Genomic DNA, 20066 nt, shown 5'->3' with positions numbered 1-20066 from the left:
CGCACCCCGGCTCAGCTGCCGATATGCCGCTGGCCGCGCTTTTTGGCGAGGGCGATCTGGTGCTGCCGCTGGCGGTAGCGCAGCCGGTCTTCTTCTGTGCGCTTGGGATAACAATGGCTGCAGGAAACACCTTCCTCGTAGAGCGGCGAGGTGATCTCCTCGGCAGTGATCGGGTTGCGGCACGCGTGGCAGAGGCGGTGTTCACCTTCCTTCAGCCCGTGCTCGACCGACACGCGCTCGTCGAAGACGAAACAGGCGCCGTCCCAGAGACTTTCCTCCTGCGGCACGTCCTCCAGATATTTCAGGATACCGCCCTTCAGATGATAGACCTCGTCGAAGCCCTCAGCCTTCATGAAGGCGGTGGCCTTTTCGCAGCGTATGCCGCCGGTGCAGTACATGGCGACCTTCGGCTTGTTGTGCAGGCCGGGATTGTTCCGCACCCAATCCGGAAATTCGCGGAAGGTCTTCGTCTTCGGGTCCATCGCGCCGCGGAAGGTGCCGATCGCCGTTTCGTAGTCGTTGCGGGTATCAATGACGATCGTATCGGGATCGGAGATCAGCGCGTTCCAGTCCTTCGCCGCCACATAGGTGCCGACCACCTTGTTGGGGTCGATATCCTCGACGCCCATGGTGACGATTTCCTTTTTCAGCTTCACCTTCATGCGCAGGAAGGGCATTTTCGATGCGCGGCTTTCCTTATGCTCCAGACCCGAAAATTCCGGCTGGGTGCGCAGGAAGGAGAGCACGGCGCCAATGCCGGCATCCGGGCCGGCGATCGTGCCGTTGATGCCCTCATGCGCCAGAAGCAGCGTTCCCTTGACGCCATTCTCTTCGCAAAGCGTCTGCAGCGGATCCTGCAGGCTGGCAAAGCGCGGCACGGAAACGAAATGATAGAGTGCCGCCACGAGGAACGGGCTGGTGGGTGTGAGGCTGTCGGTCATGCGCCAGGAAATACAGAAAATCGGCGGGCCGCGCAATTGCCCTTGCCAGCGGCGGCTTCGACAGGCGGCCGACTACGCTCGCGCCTGCCACTCGGAAAACGGCCGCACGCCGAAGCTCCGGTCGGGGGTGTCGTCGAGAATGCTGATGAACTCGATCGAGTGCCCGTCTGGATCCTTGAAATAGATCGACAGCGCCGGCATCCAGCCGAGAACCACCGGCTCCGTTGCCGGTTCACCGGTAAAGCCGAGAGGCTCCACGCCCTTCGCCTTGAGAATGGCGGGAGCCTGCAGCACACCGTCGGCGGTCATGCGGAAGGCGATATGCAACCGCATCTTCAGCGGTCCGGTTCCGGTTTCCCAGAGGCCGAGCATGCCGGTCTTTCTATCGTCCACCCAGAGGAAAGCGACTTTGCGCTCCTCGAATGAGGCCGCCGGTTCGAGCCCGACGACATCGCGATAGAAATCCGTGGAGGTCTTGAGATAGGCAACGGTCAGATGGGTCTCGTAGAGTCCGAGCAGCTTTGGCATCGCGGCATTTTTGGCGGTCATTTCGTCCTCGCGGGTCAGGTCTCTGCTTGTTCGACCTCCGGAGGGTAGGACCTCAAGATTGCTTGAGGTCAATGGCATTTCCTGTGAAAATTTCTTAGGCGCGCCGGCGCAATGCAAACCCGTCAGCGCACAAGCCGCTCGATTTCGCCGCCCTTCAACTCCCGGCCGTCAGCCACAGAAGCTCGATCCGCTGCGCTTCCTCGTCGGGATCATCGGTGAAGACGGTTTCGGCTTTGACAAGCGCTTGCCGCCGGTCTTCCTGCTGGCGGAAGATGATGGCGTCGAGCAGATGGGCCAGATCGTCGTTGCGGGTGAAGAGCTGCGGCTCGGCTTCGACGAGTTCGGAGAGCACGGCGAGATCGTGGATATGGCCGAGATCCTCGACGAGTTCCCTGGCCGCATCGCGCTTGGCCTTCATCGCGCCAGGCCAGGCATCGCGCAAAAGGCCGTGATAGAGCCGGTAGTCGTAGGTGCGTTTGCGCAGAGTATGGAAATCGTCGGCCGATGCCTCGCCGTGGCAGGCCGCCAGTGCTGCCTTCGCCTTCCGCGCGGTTCGGCGCCAGCTCTTCCCCAGCTTGCGGGCAGTCTTGCGATGGCCGCCATCAAAACAGACTCCACCCAGGGCAGCGATCGCCTCCTGCAGAACGCCGGAGGTTTCCGTCAGCCGCTGTTCCAGGTCGCTTTCGGCAGCCGCCATCCAGTCGCGGCGTCCTTCTAGAATCGTGACGATGCGGCCGAGCGCCTCGCTCTCCTCCGGCCCACGGGCCGACTGCTGCAGATATTGCGCGGTGCCGATGAGGGCGGCCGCATCGCGGATCGCTGACAGCGACTGCGCGGCATCGCGCAGCCTGGCGTTTTCTCGGGCCTGGAAATCCGGTACCTCGCGGGCCACGAGGCGGTAGAGCGAACGCAATCGTTTCAGGTTCTTGCGGAAGGAATGGATCGCCTCATGCGCGCCGTCCGGGCGTTCCTCGAGAACCGCGGCGGCGCGTTCCAATTGCTCCGTCGCGACACTGCGGAACTCATCGGTGAAATCGGCGTCAGGCCGAATGCGATAGGCCATGCCTGTCGTGCTCGTATTCTGTGACAAGGGCCTGATTGGAATAGCGGAAATCACCGGTTACTTCGCGGCCGAGCCAGGCGGGCAGGGCCGGATTGTCGGTTTCGGCCGTCATCTCCACCTCGGCGATGACAAGCCCGCGATGTTCGCCGGCAAAGACGTCGACCTCCCAGACGAAACCCTGATGCGGAACGCGGTAGCGTGTCTTCTCGATGACGATGCCGATCGCATTCTGCAACAGCTCTTCGGCATCGGCGATCGGGATGTCGTACTCGAATTCGTCCCGGGTGATGGCGCTGCGGCCGATCTTGATCGTCAGTCTCGCACTCTTGCCGTCGAGGATGCGCACCCGGACGGAACGGTCGTCCATCGAGGCGATGTAACCCTGCCTCAGGACAGACTTCGCCTCGACGGCGGAACGCCATCCATCGCTGCGTACAAGAAACTTTCGCTCGATCTCTTTCGCCATATCGGTGAACCTTTTGTGACGATTGCGGCACGGTAGACCAATTTCCACGCATTTCATACCCATCTTGTCATATGGTCTGGTTTTATCTCGACAAGGGTCGGCGGGAGCGTTATTCGGGATCCGAATTCAATCGTTTCAAGGAAGTCGCACGACCATGGGCGAGAAAACCGAAAAGCTCCTTTCCATCCTGAAACTCCAGCCTGTCGTTCCGGTCTTGATCGTCGACGATGCGAAGTCGGCGGTATCGCTGGCCCGCGCACTCGTCGCGGGCGGCCTGAAGGCGATCGAGATCACCATGCGCACGCCGGCGGCACTCGATGCCGTGCGCGCCGTCGCCGCCGAGGTCGAGGGCGCCGAAGTCGGCGCCGGCACAATCCTGAATGCCGCCCATTGGCAAGCCGCCGTCGAGGCCGGTTCGAAGTTCATCGTCAGCCCGGGCACGACACAGGAACTGCTCGATGCCGCCGCCGACTCCGATGTGCCATTGCTTCCCGGGGCTGCGACCGCCAGCGAAGTGATGGCTTTGCGCGAAGAAGGCTATCAAGTGCTGAAATTCTTCCCGGCGGAGCAGGCCGGTGGCGCGGCCTTGCTAAAGGCGCTCTCTTCGCCGCTCGCCGGCACGCTGTTTTGCCCGACCGGCGGCATTTCGCTGAAGAACGCCAATGATTATCTCTCGCTGCCGAATGTCATCTGCGTCGGCGGCTCCTGGGTGGCGCCGAAAGAACTGGTCGCAGCCGGCGACTGGGCTGGCATTACCAGGCTCGCGGCAGAAGCGGCGGCACTGAAGGCCTGAGTTTCGGCAGGGTGGGGTCGGCCTTCGGGCATAATCCCCACTCCTCAATTTGTATTTCAGCCGTCGCAAACCTATGTACCTCTCCAGCTTCAAACAGGGAGATGACGAGGAATGTTCGACGCAAAGAAGCTTCTCGACCAGTTCTTGGGTTCGCAGGTGCCGGGTCTCGGCGGTTCGGTCCGCGACAGGGCGGGCGACGCTGTTCAGACGGCTAAAAACAACCCGCTGGCGACAGGTGCGATTGCCGCCGCGCTTCTCGGCACTAAGACCGGCCGGGGTATTGCCGGCAATGCATTGGCGATCGGCGGTCTTGCCGCCATTGCTGGCCTCGGCTACCAGGCCTACAAGAATCACCAGGCGGGGCAGGCGCCCGCAGCCCCCTCGGATGCGCCCTCGGCCAACAATCCGGTTCTCCTGCCGCCGCCGGTCGAATCCGGTTTCGGGCCGGCGTCGCCTGCCGGCAGCAATGAATTCGTTTTGGTGCTGATCCGCGCGATGATCGCCGCCGCCAAGGCCGACGGTCATATCGACGATGCCGAACGCGCCCTCATCATGGACAAGGTCAAGGCGGCCGATGTCAGCGGCGAGGCTGCGGCCTTCATCGAGCGGGAACTCGCTTCGCCGACGGATCTCGATGCACTCGTCGCTGCCGCGAGGACGGAAGAACAGCGCGTCGAACTTTACACCGCCTCGCGGCTCACCATCGAGCGGGATTCGCGCGCCGAGCGCGGTTATCTCGATCTCCTCGCCGGCCGGCTTGGCCTTGCCGACCAATTGGTCGACCATATCGAGGCGACGGTCTCCTCCGCCAAGGTGACCTTGTCACAGTGACATCTAAGGCATGGCGCGCAAAAGTGTGCAGCGGTTTTGCGATAACGACATGCTTAGAAATAAAGTCCTAAAGCGCGAGGAGCGAAACTGAAAGATTGCGACGCGCTTTAGGCCGGTTGCCTTTGTCGGGCGGCTGGCCTATCCACTCCTAGACAAGGGGAGTGAACATGCGGGATCTTGCAAATTTCAAAGGCTGCCCGGCGCCGAAGCCGGTCATGCTGAAGGGCCGTTTCGTCACCGTCGAGCCCTATCGGCGCGCGGAACATCTCGAGGCCCTGTGGGACGGGCTCGGCGGCATGGGTATCAACCCGCTGCTTCTCTATTTCGCGCAGGACGATTTTTCCGGTATCGACGATTTCGCCAACTGGCTGGAAACGGTCTACACCAAGTCCGGCTGGCTCACCCATATCTTCCGTGACAACGCCACCGGAAAGATTGTCGGCATGGCGAACTATATGCGCGCCGACCCGGCAAACGGCGTCGTCGAGATCGGCGGCGTGGCGCATGGTCCGGAGATGAAGCGTTCGCCGCTTTCCACCGAAGCGCATTATCTGATGGCCAAGCACGTCTTCGAGGAACTCGGCTACCGCCGCTACGAATGGAAATGCGACAATAAGAACGAGGCGAGCAAGACGACGGCCGCGCGTTACGGTTTCAGCTTCGAAGGCGTCTTCCGCCAGCACATGATCTCCAAGCATCGCAACCGCGACACAGCCTGGTTCTCGATGATCGATGCCGAATGGCCGACGATCAACGACGCCTTCGAGGCCTGGCTTTCGCCGGGGAATTTCGACGCCGAGGGCAACCAGATCCGCCGCCTGCAGGATATCCGCGCCGATCTGGAAAAGGAAAGGCTGGCATGAGCCCGGAAAGCCGCTCGCAGGCAATCGCCGCCGGCATCATCTTGCTCGGCGCCAGCCTCGTCATCTATTTCCTGCCGACCATCGTGCTGTGGATCGGCAATTTCTCGCCGACGCTGGCGATTGCCGTCGGCGTCTGCCTGATCCTGGCGTTCTTCGTGGTCTTCTGGCTGCGGGCGCGCTATCAGCGCGGCCAGGAGAAATAGGCCGACAGCATTGAGCGTTGCGCAATTCCCGGCAAAAGCGTTTCACGCTTTGCCTGGCAAAGCCGCTGCGCAGCCTTGCTGGAATTGCTAGCCCTGCAGCGAGGCCCCGAGCAGCAGGGCGCCCATCAGGATGACAAGCACGGCGCCGAGGATTTCGATGGTGTTGCCGATCCAGACCGAGGCGGTCGAGCCGTGGCCGGAGAGGCGGACGGCGGCACTCTTGGCGGTGACGGCAAGGGTGGCAAGCAGGGAAACGGTGATCGCCGTGCCGAGCGACATGGCGGCGACGGAAAGCACGCCGCCGAGATATAGCCCGTTCAACAGCGAGAAGGTCATAACCAGCAAAGCGCCGGAGCAGGGGCGAAGACCGACGGCAACGATCGCCGACCAGGCCTCGCGTGCGCTGAACCTGTCGCCGGAGAGCAGGGCCGGATCAGGCACATGGGCATTGCCGCAGGTCTCGCAGGCCATGCCGGGAACGAAGGTGTGGCCGGCTTCGACGGCCTGCGCCTTGCCGTTGAAGGCATAGGTCTGGCGTTCGGCGGCATTGTCCTTCCAGTCGAGCATCATGCTGACCGGACCGGCAGATGTGGCCATCAGCCGGCGGCGCGGCATGTTGCCCACCATCGAGCGCAGTTTGCGCAACAGCAACCAGCCGCCGAAGAGGATGACCATGACGAAGCTTGCGATCTCCATCGCATGGGTCGCCGCCGTCAGCGTGATGCCGGTGCCGCGCAGCACCAGCCAGGCACCGCCGACCAGCGCCACCGCGACGACGCCCTGGATAAAAGCCGAAATGAAGGAAATGACGACGCCGCGCTTCAGCTCGATCTCGTTGGCGATCATGTAGGAGGAGATGACCGCCTTGCCGTGGCCGGGGCCGGCGGCATGGAAGACGCCGTAGGCGAAGGAGAGGCCGATCAGCGATGCCAGCTGCCACGGATCCTGGCGCATCGCCTTCAAGGCTTCGGTCAGTGCCCGGTAAAAGGCCTGCTGTTCATAATTCACATAGAGCAAAAGCGGTGCGAGCGGCCCGCCGGTCGGCTGGAAGCTCGGCTCCGCCGTGCCGATGCCGAGCGGCGACTGCGCATGGGCGAGACTTGCCGCCGTCAGGAGCGCGAGGACTGCAGCGGAAAGGGTCAGGCGTCTCATCAGCATGTGACCTCCAGCCGGGTGGCGAAGAGTTTGGACATGTTGGTGCCGGTGGGATCGTTGAAGAAGGCGTCGGTCAGCGACTGCTTGTTCTGCGAGATCACCTGGTCGGCATCAGGTCTTACCACCTGATGCTTGCAGGCCTTGAAGCCGTCGCCGACCAATGAAAGTTCGTTGTCTGTCGGAAAATCGATCGAGGTATAAAGCGACGGGTCGTAGACGCCGAAGGTGAGCCTGCCCTTGAGCGGCATCTTCTCCGCCGGTTTCACCGCAAAAAACATCAGCAGCTGACCGTCCTTGTAGTCGACATGGATGATATCGGGCTTCTGGACGGTGATATTCTTACCGTTGATCGTCAGGTTCATGTAGTAATCGTATTCGGCAAGCGACTGCTTCACCGTTTTCCCGACCTCCGCGAGCTCGTTCGGCTCCAGCTTCAGATCGGTGTTCTTGTCGAAATCCATGACCACCGAGGAGGAGAAGACCTCGTCGAAGCGCCAGACATTGCGCAATTCCTCGACGCTGCCGTCCTTGTCGGCCACGACCTCGAGGCGAGCCTCCACGAAGATGTGCGGATGGGCAAAGGCGGCGGCCGGCGCCAGCGAAAGAAGCGCGGCCATCAGTATCGTCGAATATCTCATCTATCCCGCTGCCCTGTTCGGTGACCCTGACTTCTTGCCAGAAATTGGGACGGAATTGGGACCGGGCTCCGCATCGGATTCGCGGAACCGGAGGCTGAAGCGGGACGGAATGTCGCATCGCTTGAGAAGGGTGGCATTACGGATGCTTTTTGAACCAGTTGTGCAGGTAGTCGACGAAGATCCTCACCTTGGCCGGCAAGTAGCGCCGGTGCGGATAGACGGCGTAGATGCCGCGGTCGGTCGGGAGGTAGTCGTTGAACAGCGTCACCAGTTCGCCGCTCTCGATCGGCTTGCGGGCGATGAAATCCGGGATGAGGGCGATGCCGATGCCGGCGAGTGCTGCGCGCAATGTCGCATGCGGACTGTTGACCTCGATCGGCCCGGAAACGGCGACGGCGAATGAGGTGTTGTCGGGATTGTGAAAGCGGATGCTCGCCTGGCTCCGCGCATTGGTATCGACGATGAAGGGGACGTTGGAAATATCGGTCGGATGCTCGATGTTCGGATGGCGCTCGAGAAATTCCGGAGTGGCGCAGAGATGGACGCGGAAATCCGAGATCTTGCGGGCGATCATGCCGGAATCCTCGAGCTTGGTGACGCGGATCGCCACATCGAAGCCTTCTTCGATCAGATCGACGAACCGGTCGTCGGCGGCGATCTCCAGCGAAAGGTCCGGGTTCTCTTTGGCGAAATCAATCAGCGACTGGCCGACATCGGCGTCGACGAAGGTGCGCGGCACCGAGATGCGCAGCCGTCCTTTGAGCTGCGCATTGTTCTCGCGCACGAGGTCGGCGAGGTTGTCGATCTCCTTGAGGATATCGGAAGCGGTGCGGTAATAGGTGTGGCCGGCCTCGGTCATCGAGAACTGCCGGGTGGTGCGGTTGAGCAGCAGAGCGCCGAGCTCATCCTCCAACTCGCGCACATATTTGGAGAGCAGCGCCTTCGAACGGCCGGTGCGTCGCGCCGCAGCGGAAAAGCCTTCGGCTTCGACGACATCGATGAAGGCGCGTATGCGGGTCAAGGTATCCATGGCACCCCTCCAGGCTGTTTCGGAATATTGAACAAATTGGCTTGTTTTGTTCAATTATTTTTTTTAGCCTCGAGATCAAAAAAACGCTTGATTGTGAAGGCGAATATTCTTATTTCCCACTCAGCCCAAAGTCGCACGTGCCCATGGGTGTCCGCCGAACCCTCGAATTGGTGAGGAAATCGGTAAGGTACCTGGAATTAACCCCTCCAGTCGCTATTCCGGCCAACCGGAAAATGCGAGGACGCCTGAAGCAACGACGGTGCGGGCCTTTTTGTTCTCTCCCTGCTTTCCATCAGCGGGGGTTACTGAAGAGGCACACCATCATTGCCGGAAGTGCGGTTGGGATTCTCCCTCCAATCCATGGCAGACAAAGCCGAACTTACACCGCATCCGCGGCGTTGGTTCACTATCCGCGCATCGAGCGCTTGCTATGGTTCCGGGGTCTCCACCGGCTGGTTCCAATGCGAGTTCTCGTATGCCCTTTGTCCTCCGGTTCATGCCGGAGCTCTGGAATTGGAAGAGGGAATCGATATGACCACCCAGCGCATCCGCGACTTTCTCGCAACCCGACGTCCCGACGGTCCCTGCCTCGTGGTTGACCTCGATGTGGTTCGCGACAATTTCCACGCTTTCCGTCACGCCATGCCGGACAGCGCCATCTATTACGCCGTCAAGGCCAACCCGGCCCCGGAAGTGCTGAAGCTGCTCGCAGGCCTCGGCTCCAATTTCGATTGCGCATCCGTTGCCGAAATCGAAATGGCGCTCGAAGCCGGTGCGACCGCCGCCCGCATCTCCTTCGGCAACACGATCAAGAAGGAACGTGACATCGCCCGCGCGCATGCGCTCGGCGTCAGCCTCTTTGCCGTCGACAGCCACGAGGAAGTCGAGAAGATCTCGCGCGCCGCTCCCGGCGCCCGCGTCTTCTGCCGCGTGCTGACGGACGGCGAAGGCGCCGAATGGCCGCTCTCGCGCAAGTTCGGCTGCGTGCCGCAGATGGCTGTCGACGTTCTCGTCTACGCCCATCAGCTCGGCCTGCAGTCCTACGGCGTCTCGTTCCATGTCGGTTCGCAGATGACCAAGGTCGATGCCTGGGATTCGGCGCTTGCCGATGCCAAGCGCGTCTTCGTCTCGCTTGCCAAGCAGGGCATCCACCTGCAGATGGTCAACATGGGCGGCGGCTTCCCGACCAAGTACCTGCGCGACGTTCCGTCCGCGGAAGCTTACGGCAAGTCGATCTACCAGGCGCTGCGCACGCATTTCGGCAACCAGATCCCGCAGACGATCATCGAGCCGGGCCGCGGCATGGTCGGCAATGCCGGCGTCATCAAGGCTGAGGTCGTGCTGATTTCGAAGAAGTCGGACAATGACGATGCGCGCTGGGTCTTCCTCGACATCGGCAAGTTCGGCGGTCTCGCCGAGACGATGGACGAAGCCATCCGCTATCCGATCCGTACGGAGCACGACGGCGACGAGATGGAGCCCTGCGTCATTGCCGGCCCGACCTGCGATTCGGCCGACGTGCTCTACGAGAAGAACCTCTATCCGCTGCCGATCTCCCTTTCGATCGGCGACGAGGTCCTGATCGAAGGCACCGGCGCCTATACGACGACCTATTCGGCGGTCGCTTTCAACGGTTTCGAGCCGCTGAAGGCCTACGTCATCTAAGGTCGTTTCCGCCGGCCCCGTAACCAGCGGGGGCGGCAACTTCACAATTTTCCTTCATCGCCGCTGATAACGGTATTGGGTACGGGAGGCCAAGATGGCCGCTGTTCTTGATTCTGTCCGCGCATTCTTTGCGCCCACCACTTTCGCCATCGATGCCGAAAATCCTTCGGATGTCGTTGCCCGTGAAAACCTGCTCGACCGCGTCATGGGCCTGGATCGCCGCAAGAAGTCGTCGGAGAAGATCCGCCGCAATCGCGTGCCGGCCGAGGGCCTCGCGCTCGTCGCGCGCGATCGCGACGGCCATGTCATCGGCTCGGTGCGGCTCTGGAACATCGAGGCCGGCGTCAACGACGAAGGCACGCCGATCAATGCGCTGCTGCTCGGGCCGCTCGCCGTTGCGCCGCATTGCGGCGGCAAAGGCATCGGCTCGGCGCTCATGCGCGCGGCGATCCTCGAAGCGAAGAAGCGTGGGCATGGCGCCGTCCTGCTCGTCGGCGATGCTGCCTATTACGAGCGTTTCGGCTTTTTTGCCGAGAAGGCTCGCCATCTTGTCATGCCAGGCCCGTTCGAACGCTCGCGCTTTCTGGCGCTCGAGCTTACGGAAGGCTGGCTTGACGGCGCGGCCGGCATGATCGTCCCTTCGGGACGCATACTGGCCAGCGCGCCGGTTCGCCGCGCCGCCTGAAGCCAATGCGTGTCGCCCGGAGTGTGCAGCGGTTCCGGGATAACGGCATGCATAAAACAAACAGCTGAAGCGCATCGCATGAATCAAATTTGATGCGACGCGCTTCAGCCGGTGGCCAGCTTCACCTTGCCCAGGCCACGCAGCTTGAGCTGCGCCCGCCCGGCCTCGTCTTGGCCTAGTCTTCCGCGTCGTAGCCCTTGTCGGCGCGCCGCGCCGCGCATCATTTGCGTGGACATTGCGTCTCCGTCCGCTCATATGCAATGTCTGCGATGATCGGCATTTGGCGTCTCGCCGGCTTCTATATCCCGACGCGTGGTAATTCCAGGTTTTGACGGGAGCGTCATCCGAGCCGCAGGCACCCGATCTGGTCGATTGCCCGTTTCGCGAGCGCGCGTGCGGTCGCCTTCCAGCTGCAGACGGTTGGGTCGGGATCAAGCGGCGATCAGGACTCCAGCAGGAACATTCACGTTTTGACGGAAGCATAGCCAGCGTTTGTGAAGTAGTTTGCGCATTCGTCAGGCTTGATGGTGCCGACGAGGTCTCCGAGATGACGCCAGGTGTCGTCGATGGTTCGCTTTTGGGCCTGGCGCATCCAATGTTTGATCTTGGCGAATGCCTGTTCGATCGGATTAAGGTCAGGGGAATATTTCGGCAGGAACCATAGTCTGGCGCCGGCCGCCTTGATGGCATCGCGGACGGCCTTAGCTTTGTGAGAGCCGAGGTTGTCGAGGATGACGATGTCGCCGGGCTTAAGTGTCGGGATCAGCTGTTGGCGGACATAAGCCTCGAAGCACTCGCCATTGATTGGGCCATCGAAGACGCAGGGCGCAGTGAGCCGATCACAGCGCAGAGCGCCGAGGAAAGTGAGTGTGCGCCAGCGTCCATGTGGGGCAAAGCCGCGCAGCCTCTTGCCCCTCGGTCCCCAGCCGCGTAACGGCGCCATGTTGGTGCGGATCCAAGTTTCGTCGATAAAGACGAGCCGCTTCGGATCGAAGCGGGCTTGCCAAGTCTTCCAGCGCTGCCTGTGCCGGGCAATGTCGGCACGGCCCTGCTCAAGGGCGAATAGCGTTTTTTTTGAAGCTCAGACCTTCACGGCGCATGAACTGCCAAATGGCATTATGGGAGACGGCGATACCGCGGGCGGCCAGTTCGTCCTTCAGCCGATGCAGCGTCAGGTGCGAGATCTGCTCGATCCGCTCGACAATGAAGGCGCGATGCGGCTCCAGCACCCGCCGGCGATGGCCACCCATCTTGCCGGGTGAGACGCTGCCGGTTACCCGATGGCGCTGCGACCACTTCACCACAGAGGAGACGGCAATGTCGAACCGTTCAGCCACCACTCGGCAGCTCTGACCGCCTGCAACTGCAGCCACTACGCGTTCACGAAGATCATTCGAATAAGGTCGCGTCATCGATGCTGGCCTCCATTCCAGCACCCAGGATGAATCACAATTCTGCTGATTTGGGAATCCCACCTCGATTCCGATAAGCAATGAACCGCTCTAGGCTGGCGGCGAATTTTGGAGACATTCATTTCCTGCGAATCGGTAAGACGCGCCTTGCCAGGCTGCGACATCCCGATCCCGTTCATATCGGCTGCTGAAAGAGTCTTGTCTATGACCTCGATAGTTTCTTCCTACAGTCTCACTCAGATCAGGTCGCTTTCGACGGCGGCTGTCGCTGCCTGGACGACGGAAGACGTAGAGGTCCTCAGCTCTCAGCAGTTGAGCGCAATTTCGCAAGGTGCCGTATCCGGCCTCACTCTTGATCAACTGGCCGTACTGACGACGTCCGCCATCGAAAGTTTAACCTCGCTGCAGATCGCAGCAATCACGACCAAGCAGATCAGCGCGCTGACGACGGCGCAAGCAGAGGCTTTGACGTCATCCCAAGTCGGCGTCCTCAGTTCGCTGCAGATTGCGGCCCTGAGCCCCGCGGATGTGGCGACGTGCATTGTCTGAATCTATAGGTCTCCATGATTTGGAGGTCGTGGATGGCAGGTGTATCGATAGAGACGACACTGGAGCCTTGAGCGTCCTCGTTGCGTGATGTGAAAGTGCGAATGCGACGGCTGTTCACGCAGGAGCGGGTAGCGAATTCAGCGAGCCAATTTCTGGACGGTTTGCTGGGAGAAGAGCGGCGCAAGACGGGTTGGATGCGTGCGGAGGCATTGGCAGAGAAGGCGAGCAAACGGCACGTCCACAAGGTTGGCGAAGATCCTCGAGCTTGGATGCACACGAAGCGTTCGTTATCGAAATGATCGATGATCGCAAGGACGTGACGCTCGATGAAATGGTCGAGTGGCTTTGCGCGGAGCGGCAGATGCGCATCAGCGGTAGCGCGCTTGGTGCTTGGCTGCCACGCTGCGGCTGGACGTTTAAAAAAGTCCGCACATGCATTAGGATCGGCCGGATGTCCTGAAGCGGCGATGTGCCTGTTCGATGGTCAGCTTGATCTCGATCCCGATAGGCTGATCTTTATAGATGGTGAGACGGAGAAGCAATCGATCCAGTGAATCGATTGCCCGTCGAACGGCCTGTCGACCAAAATGGCACGGTTGCGCGGACGCGCAATTCGAGGCGAGCGTTATCGGACTGGCATACCGCACGGCCATTGGAAAACAACGACATTCACCTGCGCGCTCCGCCTCACAGGCATGACCGCACCCTTCGTCTACGATGGAGCGATGGCTTGTGTCGAGTAAGTGCTTTCGCCGCCCCTTCAGACCGGCGACGTCGTCGTTATGGATAACCTGCCGGCCCACAAGGCAGCCGGGGTGCGCGAAGCCATCGAGCGCACCGGCGCCAAACGCGTGTTTCTGCCGCCCTATAGTCCCGACTTTAATCCCATCGAAAACGCATTCTCGAAATTGAAAGCGATGTTGCGGGCAAGAGCGGAGCGAAAGATTGATGCGCTATGGGACGCAGTCGGCGCCTTGCTACCCCCGTTCCCCCCTGGAGAATGCGCAAACTACTTGAGAGCTGCAGGATATGACCCGGATTGAACAGGATCTGCTCTAGACCGCGTCGCCGTTAACCTGAAATTAGACATTTGCCGGATAGTTATTTGAGCAGAATTCTGATGTCCAAAATATTTGCGTACTCGGTAATCGAATTCGAGGACACCGGCTTGATTGGCAAGTCATGGTGTTTTCAGGTTAGGGAGACAGGGTCCATTTTCGCCCTGTGAGCATGATGCCTTCCCGACGCCTTGGCTCCGCCGAGCGATGTTTCGTCACTTTCATGTTCCCAAGATCCGAGTCGTCGGTGCGTTCCGTATCGGCTAGACGGCGAGCGACGTCGAAGCGCAGGATCCGCTCCAAGCGGCGGTGCTTCTCGCGACACCGCTGGCAGGAATAACATCGCAATCGGTCAACCTAAAGGCGCTCCATAGATGACCTCCATTGTTTCTTCTCTTACCGCAACTCAGATCAAATCTCTTTCCACCGCGACGATTACTTCTTTGACTAAGGAAGAAGTAGGTTCCTTGAATGCGACCCAGGTGAAGGCCTTGAGCAAGGATCAAGTAGCCGCGCTGGAGGTTGAGGACTTTACCGAGTTGAACGGCAGCCAGCTTGCATCAATTTCGGCATCTTCCATCAAGGGTCTGACCGTTGCTCAATTGGCTGTTCTCGATGCCGCCAAAATCCAAAGCTTAGACGCTTCGCAAGTGTCAGCGATGGATAACTCTCAGCTTGATTCGCTCACGGCCGACCAGGTCGGTGATCTGACTGCAAAGCAAATTGGTGCGCTTAGTGCTACGCAGATTGCTGCGCTCGGCGATGACGGCATTGCCAAGTTCTCAGCGGAACAGATCGGCGCGATCAGCGCCAAGGCGATCACCGGTCTTTCGACCACGGCTGTTGCTGCTCTGACCGATGATCAGCTTGCTGGTCTGAAGGCTCCGCAGATTGCGGCCATGAAGAACGAACAGATTGGCGCGTTGACGACGGCACAGGTCGCCAAACTGAGCACGGCTCAGGTCGGTGCCCTGACGTCTGGTCAGGTTGGCTCGCTGACGACTGGCCAAATTGGTGCGCTGACGGAAGGTCAGGTCGCGGCAATCAACGTCAAGGCGGTTGCAGGTCTCACGGTCGGGCAGATCGGCGCTCTGACGGACACGCAGGCGGGTGCCCTGACCGTTGGCCAGATCGGCGCTCTGGGCTCGACCCAGATCGGTGCCATCAGCACCGGCGGTCTGGCCAAGTTCTCAGCGGAACAGATCGGCGCGATCAGCGCCAAGGCGATCACCGGTCTTTCGACCACGGCTGTTGCTGCTCTGACCGATGATCAGCTTGCTGGTCTGAAGGCTCCGCAGATTGCGGCCATGAAGAACGAACAGATTGGCGCGTTGACGACGGCACAGGTCGCCAAACTGAGCACGGCTCAGGTCGGTGCCCTGACGTCTGGTCAGGTTGGCTCGCTGACGACTGGCCAAATTGGTGCGCTGACGGAAGGTCAGGTCGCGGCAATCAACGTCAAGGCGGTTGCAGGTCTCACGGTCGGGCAGATCGGCGCTCTGACGGACACGCAGGCGGGTGCCCTGACCGTTGGCCAGATCGGCGCTCTGGGCTCGACCCAGATCGGTGCCATCAGCACCGGCGGTCTGGCCAAGTTCTCAGCGGAACAGATCGGCGCGATCAGCGCCAAGGCGATCACCGGTCTTTCGACCACGGCTGTTGCTGCTCTGACCGATGATCAGCTTGCTGGTCTGAAGGCTCCGCAGATTGCGGCCATGAAGAACGAACAGATTGGCGCGTTGACGACGGCACAGGTCGCCAAACTGAGCACGGCTCAGGTCGGTGCCCTGACGTCTGGTCAGGTTGGCTCGCTGACGACTGGCCAAATTGGTGCGCTGACGGAAGGTCAGGTCGCGGCGATCAACGTCAAGGCGGTTGCAGGTCTCACGGTCGGGCAGATCGGCGCTCTGACGGACACGCAGGCGGGTGCCCTGACCGTTGGCCAGATCGGCGCTCTGGGCTCGACCCAGATCGGTGCCATCAGCACCGGCGGTCTGGCCAAGTTCTCAGCGGAACAGATCGGCGCGATCAGCGCCAAGGCGATCACCGGTCTTTCGACCACGGCTGTTGCTGCTCTGACCGATGATCAGCTTGCTGGTCTGAAGGCTCCGCAGATTGCGGCCATGAAGAACGAACAGATTGGCGCGTTGACGACGGCACAGGTCGCCAAACTGAGCACGGCTCAGGTCGGTGCCCTGACGTCTGGTCAGGTTGGCTCGCTGACGACTGGCCAAATTGGTGCGCTGACGGAAGGTCAGGTCGCGGCGATCAACGTCAAGGCGGTTGCAGGTCTCACGGTCGGGCAGATCGGCGCTCTGACGGACACGCAGGCGGGTGCCCTGACCGTTGGCCAGATCGGCGCTCTGGGCTCGACCCAGATCGGTGCCATCAGCACCGGCGGTCTGGCCAAGTTCTCAGCGGAACAGATCGGCGCGATCAGCGCCAAGGCGATCACCGGTCTTTCGACCACGGCTGTTGCCGCTCTGACCGACGATCAGCTTGCTGGTCTGAAGGCTCCGCAGATTGCGGCCATGAAGAACGAACAGATTGGCGCGTTGACGACGGCACAAGTCGCCAAACTGAGCACGGCTCAGGTCGGTGCTCTGACGTCTGGTCAGGTTGGCTCGCTGACGACTGGCCAGATTGGTGCGCTGACGGAAGGTCAGGTCGCGGCGATCAACGTCAAGGCGGTTGCAGGTCTCAAGGCCGAGCAGATCGATGCGATGACCGAGAGCCAGATCGAAGCGCTCAGCCCTGTACAGACGGCGGCGTTAAGCGCTAGCCAGCTTGGCGCTATGAGTGCGGCCGACCTAGCCAAGTTCTCTCCCGAGGACATCGGCGCGATCAGCGCCAAGGCGATCACCGGTCTTTCGACCACGGCTGTTGCTGCTCTGACCGATGATCAGCTTGCTGGTCTGAAGGCTCCGCAGATTGCGGCCATGAAGAACGAACAGATTGGCGCGTTGACGACGGCACAGGTCGCCAAACTGAGCACGGCTCAGGTCGGTGCTCTGACGTCTGGTCAGGTTGGCTCGCTGACGACTGGCCAGATTGGTGCGCTGACGGAAGGTCAGGTCGCGGCAATCAACGTCAAGGCGGTTGCAGGTCTCACGGTCGGGCAGATCGGCGCTCTGACGGACACGCAGGCGGGTGCCCTGACCGTTGGCCAGATCGGCGCTCTGGGCTCGACCCAGATCGGTGCCATCAGCACCGGCGGTCTGGCCAAGTTCTCAGCGGAACAGATCGGCGCGATCAGCGCCAAGGCGATCACCGGTCTTTCGACCACGGCTGTTGCTGCTCTGACCGATGATCAGCTTGCTGGTCTGAAGGCTCCGCAGATTGCGGCCATGAAGAACGAACAGATTGGCGCGTTGACGACGGCACAGGTCGCCAAACTGAGCACGGCTCAGGTCGGTGCTCTGACGTCTGGTCAGGTTGGCTCGCTGACGACTGGCCAGATTGGTGCGCTGACGGAAGGTCAGGTCGCGGCGATCAACGTCAAGGCGGTTGCAGGTCTCACGGTCGGGCAGATCGGCGCTCTGACGGACACGCAGGCGGGTGCCCTGACCGTTGGCCAGATCGGCGCTCTGGGCTCGACCCAGATCGGTGCCATCAGCACCGGCGGTCTGGCCAAGTTCTCAGCGGAACAGATCGGCGCGATCAGCGCCAAGGCGATCACCGGTCTTTCGACCACGGCTGTTGCTGCTCTGACCGATGATCAGCTTGCTGGTCTGAAGGCTCCGCAGATTGCGGCCATGAAGAACGAACAGATTGGCGCGTTGACGACGGCACAGGTCGCCAAACTGAGCACGGCTCAGGTCGGTGCCCTGACGTCTGGTCAGGTTGGCTCGCTGACGACTGGCCAAATTGGTGCGCTGACGGAAGGTCAGGTCGCGGCGATCAACGTCAAGGCGGTTGCAGGTCTCACGGTCGGGCAGATCGGCGCTCTGACGGACACGCAGGCGGGTGCCCTGACCGTTGGCCAGATCGGCGCTCTGGGCTCGACCCAGATCGGTGCCATCAGCACCGGCGGTCTGGCCAAGTTCTCAGCGGAACAGATCGGCGCGATCAGCGCCAATGCGATCACCGGTCTTTCGACCACGGCTGTTGCTGCTCTGACCGACGATCAGCTTGCTGGTTTGAAGGCTCCGCAGATTGCGGCCATGAAGAACGAACAGATTGGCGCGTTGACGACGGCACAGGTCGCCAAACTGAGCACGGCTCAGGTCGGTGCTCTGACGTCTGGTCAGGTTGGCTCGCTGACGACTGGCCAGATTGGTGCGCTGACGGAAGGTCAGGTCGCGGCGATCAACGTCAAGGCGGTTGCAGGTCTCAAGGCCGGGCAGATCGATGCGATGACCGAGAGCCAGATCGAAGCGCTCACCACTGCGCAAACAGCGTCGCTAAGCGCGGCTCAGATCACAGCAATGAGCACCGCCGATCTGGCAAAGTTCTCTGTTGATGACATCGGCGCAATCAACACGAAAGCAATCACAGGTCTTGAGGTGGCGGACATCGCTGGCCTCAGCGAAGATCAAATTGGCGGCTTCAAAGCTCAACAAATTGCCGCAATGAACAACGACCAAGTCCAAGCGTTGCTCACAGCATATCACGAGTTTTGATCAACAAGCGAAAAGGTCTGGGTTACAAACCAGAAGGAAAGCCGGCCACTGGCCGGCTTTCCTGTTTGAAATTTAGCGCCAGTTTTTTGGCGGCGGATGCTGTAACACCTTGAGTCACGCAGCAGGAAAACCAGCAATCGTTCAATTTTTAGCGAAGCCCCCAATCAAACTGAAAAATGCTTGCTGTAGGTTCCGCCGCCAGAACCTCGGGAAAGCGTCATGCTGCTGGATCTCAGGACTATTTATTTCATTGTTGCCGTGAGTTGTTTCGTGCTGGGCGTTCTCCAGCTCGCAGCCTATGCGACCGGCCGCTTCGAGAGGTGGCCGCTGTGGTGGGGCTTGAGCAACCTGCTTGTCGGTGTCGGGTCCTTCCTCGTCGCGCTGCGCAATTTCGTTCCCTATTCCGTCTCGATCGATGGCGGCAATATCGTCACCATTGCGGGCTACATGCTGATGTTCTTTGCCGTGCGCGTCTTTTCGGGACGAGCGCTCGACCAGCGGACTTTCTGGCTCGCCATCTTTCTCGTCAGCGTGCCTGTCGTGCTTATCGTCAGCAACCCTTCGGCCGTATCGGCCCGGCTCCTCTACGTCTCCGTCATCTGCTGCCTGTGCGATCTTGCCGTCGCAAGGGAAGCCGTCAGCATCGTCCGGCGCGAGAAGCTTTATTCGGCAGCCCTGCTTGTCGGCCTCTATGCCTGCACTGCCATGATCTTTGCGGTTCGCAGCATTCTTGCGGCGACCGGCGAGATCGGCGGGCCGGATCCTTTCGGCGGCAGTGCAATTCATAGCTGGATGGCGGTATCGGCGGTCGCTTTCATCATGCTGCGCAGCATGGCCATGGTGCTGATGGCCGCTGAGCGCAGCCGAAATCAGCTGACCGAACTCGCTCACCACGATCCACTAACCGGTGCGCTCAATCGCGGCGGCCTTGCCCAGCATCTGCCCGCTCTCGGTTCCCGGCCGGTATCGCTGCTGATCATCGATATCGACCATTTCAAGCAGTTGAACGACCGGCATGGTCATGCCGCCGGCGACGAAATGCTGCGGCTTTTCGCCGGTGTTGCGCGAGACATCATGGGGTCCGGCGATCTGCTCGCCCGTCAAGGTGGGGATGAGTTTCTGGTCGTGCTGAAAAATGTCTCCCGCGAAGATGCGGTGCTGATTGCCGACCGCCTCCGTCTCACCTTTGCCGCCGCCGTCATGCAACGGCTGGATCTGGCCGTCTTTCCGACGCTGAGTATCGGTGTTGCCGCGCGTCGTGAAAACGACGGGGATTTTGAACGGCTGATGCAGAAGGCGGATGAGGCGCTCTATCGTTCGAAGCGCGAAGGCCGCAACCGGGTCGAAGCCTGCGGAGAAAATCAGCAGGCTGCTTAGAGAAGGGGTGAGTCTCCTATCTCGGAGCGATCCGTCCGGCCTGCAGCTCGAGTCCTCTCAAGAGCATCGCATTGTTACAAGCTACGCACTCGTGGCAACTCATCAGTTTCACAAAATGGCATGCGTTCGACCAGCCCTTGGAGCGGTCTGCGGCAGGTCCTCACCC

General features: G+C 60.9%; 16 protein-coding genes and 3 pseudogenes. 11 read left to right on the top strand and 8 right to left on the bottom strand.

Annotated elements, in window-relative coordinates; genetic code table 11:
- Positions 1-11 precede the first annotated feature (11 nt).
- The 4 genes from trhO to PO860_RS17600 all read right to left on the bottom strand — a co-directional run bounded on the left by trhO (position 12) and on the right by PO860_RS17600 (position 3019).
- Positions 12-941, bottom strand: a complete 930-nt coding sequence (gene trhO / locus PO860_RS17615) for an oxygen-dependent tRNA uridine(34) hydroxylase TrhO (RefSeq protein WP_183609454.1) — start codon at positions 939-941, stop codon at positions 12-14.
- A 72-nt stretch (positions 942-1013) separates the two neighbouring features.
- Positions 1014-1490, bottom strand: coding sequence for a VOC family protein (locus tag PO860_RS17610; RefSeq protein ID WP_275037911.1), 477 nt, complete (start codon positions 1488-1490; stop codon positions 1014-1016).
- A gap of 154 nt (positions 1491-1644) precedes the next feature.
- Positions 1645-2553, bottom strand: coding sequence for a CHAD domain-containing protein (locus PO860_RS17605; protein WP_275037910.1), 909 nt, complete (start codon positions 2551-2553; stop codon positions 1645-1647).
- On the bottom strand, positions 2531-3019 hold the full coding sequence (locus tag PO860_RS17600; protein WP_275037909.1) for a CYTH domain-containing protein: 489 nt from the start codon (positions 3017-3019) through the stop codon (positions 2531-2533). The genes PO860_RS17605 and PO860_RS17600 overlap by 23 nt, the downstream gene beginning before the upstream one ends.
- A 154-nt stretch (positions 3020-3173) precedes the next feature.
- Here PO860_RS17600 and PO860_RS17595 point away from each other — a divergent pair, with 154 nt between their 5' ends.
- The 4 genes from PO860_RS17595 (at position 3174) to PO860_RS17580 (ending at position 5709) form a co-directional block, all read left to right on the top strand.
- Positions 3174-3812, top strand: coding sequence for a 2-dehydro-3-deoxy-phosphogluconate aldolase (locus PO860_RS17595; protein WP_047616308.1), 639 nt, complete (start codon positions 3174-3176; stop codon positions 3810-3812).
- A 111-nt stretch (positions 3813-3923) separates the two neighbouring features.
- Positions 3924-4643, top strand: a complete 720-nt coding sequence (locus PO860_RS17590; RefSeq protein ID WP_275037908.1) for a tellurite resistance TerB family protein — start codon at positions 3924-3926, stop codon at positions 4641-4643.
- Positions 4644-4810: 167 nt separating this feature from the next.
- Entirely contained in the window at positions 4811-5506 is a 696-nt protein-coding gene (locus PO860_RS17585) for a GNAT family N-acetyltransferase (RefSeq protein ID WP_272784893.1), read from the top strand.
- Entirely contained in the window at positions 5503-5709 is a 207-nt protein-coding gene (locus PO860_RS17580; protein ID WP_272784894.1) for a hypothetical protein, read from the top strand. Before PO860_RS17585 ends, PO860_RS17580 begins: the two co-directional genes overlap by 4 nt.
- A gap of 87 nt (positions 5710-5796) precedes the next feature.
- On the opposite strand, the gene PO860_RS17575 is transcribed toward PO860_RS17580, so the two are convergent.
- The 3 genes from PO860_RS17575 to PO860_RS17565 all read right to left on the bottom strand — a co-directional run bounded on the left by PO860_RS17575 (position 5797) and on the right by PO860_RS17565 (position 8532).
- Positions 5797-6867: a nickel/cobalt transporter gene (locus PO860_RS17575; protein WP_273881712.1), complete on the bottom strand. Its 1071-nt coding sequence runs from the start codon at positions 6865-6867 to the stop codon at positions 5797-5799.
- Complete coding sequence (locus PO860_RS17570; RefSeq protein WP_183609460.1) at positions 6861-7502, bottom strand: DUF1007 family protein; 642 nt, start codon at positions 7500-7502, stop codon at positions 6861-6863. The genes PO860_RS17575 and PO860_RS17570 overlap by 7 nt, the downstream gene beginning before the upstream one ends.
- A gap of 136 nt (positions 7503-7638) precedes the next feature.
- Positions 7639-8532, bottom strand: a complete 894-nt coding sequence (locus PO860_RS17565) for a LysR family transcriptional regulator (RefSeq protein ID WP_183609461.1) — start codon at positions 8530-8532, stop codon at positions 7639-7641.
- A gap of 531 nt (positions 8533-9063) precedes the next feature.
- Here PO860_RS17565 and odc2 point away from each other — a divergent pair.
- The gene (gene odc2, locus PO860_RS17560) at positions 9064-10197 is read left to right on the top strand and encodes an ornithine/lysine decarboxylase (protein WP_012485255.1); all 1134 of its coding nucleotides are present in this window, start codon (positions 9064-9066) and stop codon (positions 10195-10197) included.
- 94 nt (positions 10198-10291) lie between these two features.
- Positions 10292-10882, top strand: coding sequence for a GNAT family N-acetyltransferase (locus PO860_RS17555; protein ID WP_275032516.1), 591 nt, complete (start codon positions 10292-10294; stop codon positions 10880-10882).
- A 463-nt stretch (positions 10883-11345) separates the two neighbouring features.
- Here the strand turns inward: PO860_RS17555 and PO860_RS17550 are convergent.
- A protein-coding gene (locus PO860_RS17550) for an IS630 family transposase (RefSeq protein WP_275032514.1) occupies positions 11346-12294 on the bottom strand; the annotation gives its coding sequence in 2 pieces (ribosomal slippage) (positions 11346-11957 and positions 11959-12294; 948 coding nt in all).
- Positions 12295-12498: 204 nt separating this feature from the next.
- On the opposite strand from PO860_RS17550, the pseudogene PO860_RS17545 reads away from it, so the two are divergent.
- The 5 genes and pseudogenes from PO860_RS17545 to PO860_RS17525 form a co-directional block, all read left to right on the top strand.
- A pseudogene (locus PO860_RS17545) lies at positions 12499-12831 on the top strand (hypothetical protein); the annotation flags it as partial.
- 26 nt (positions 12832-12857) lie between these two features.
- Positions 12858-13061, top strand: a pseudogene (locus PO860_RS17540) (IS701 family transposase); the annotation flags it as partial.
- Positions 12992-13886, top strand: a pseudogene (locus PO860_RS17535) (IS630 family transposase). The pseudogenes PO860_RS17540 and PO860_RS17535, both read left to right, overlap by 70 nt.
- Positions 13887-14275: 389 nt before the next feature.
- Positions 14276-18523 carry a beta strand repeat-containing protein gene (locus tag PO860_RS17530; RefSeq protein WP_275032510.1) on the top strand — a complete coding sequence of 1416 codons (4248 nt, stop codon included), beginning with the start codon at positions 14276-14278 and terminating at the stop codon, positions 18521-18523.
- A gap of 219 nt (positions 18524-18742) precedes the next feature.
- The gene (locus PO860_RS17525) at positions 18743-19900 is read left to right on the top strand and encodes a GGDEF domain-containing protein (protein WP_183609464.1); all 1158 of its coding nucleotides are present in this window, start codon (positions 18743-18745) and stop codon (positions 19898-19900) included.
- The last annotated feature ends 166 nt before the right edge of the window (positions 19901-20066 follow it).

It is taken from the genome of Rhizobium binxianense (assembly GCF_028994275.1).
GTDB classification, from domain to species: domain Bacteria; phylum Pseudomonadota; class Alphaproteobacteria; order Rhizobiales; family Rhizobiaceae; genus Rhizobium; species Rhizobium binxianense.
This window is presented reverse-complemented; position numbering and strand designations above follow the sequence as displayed.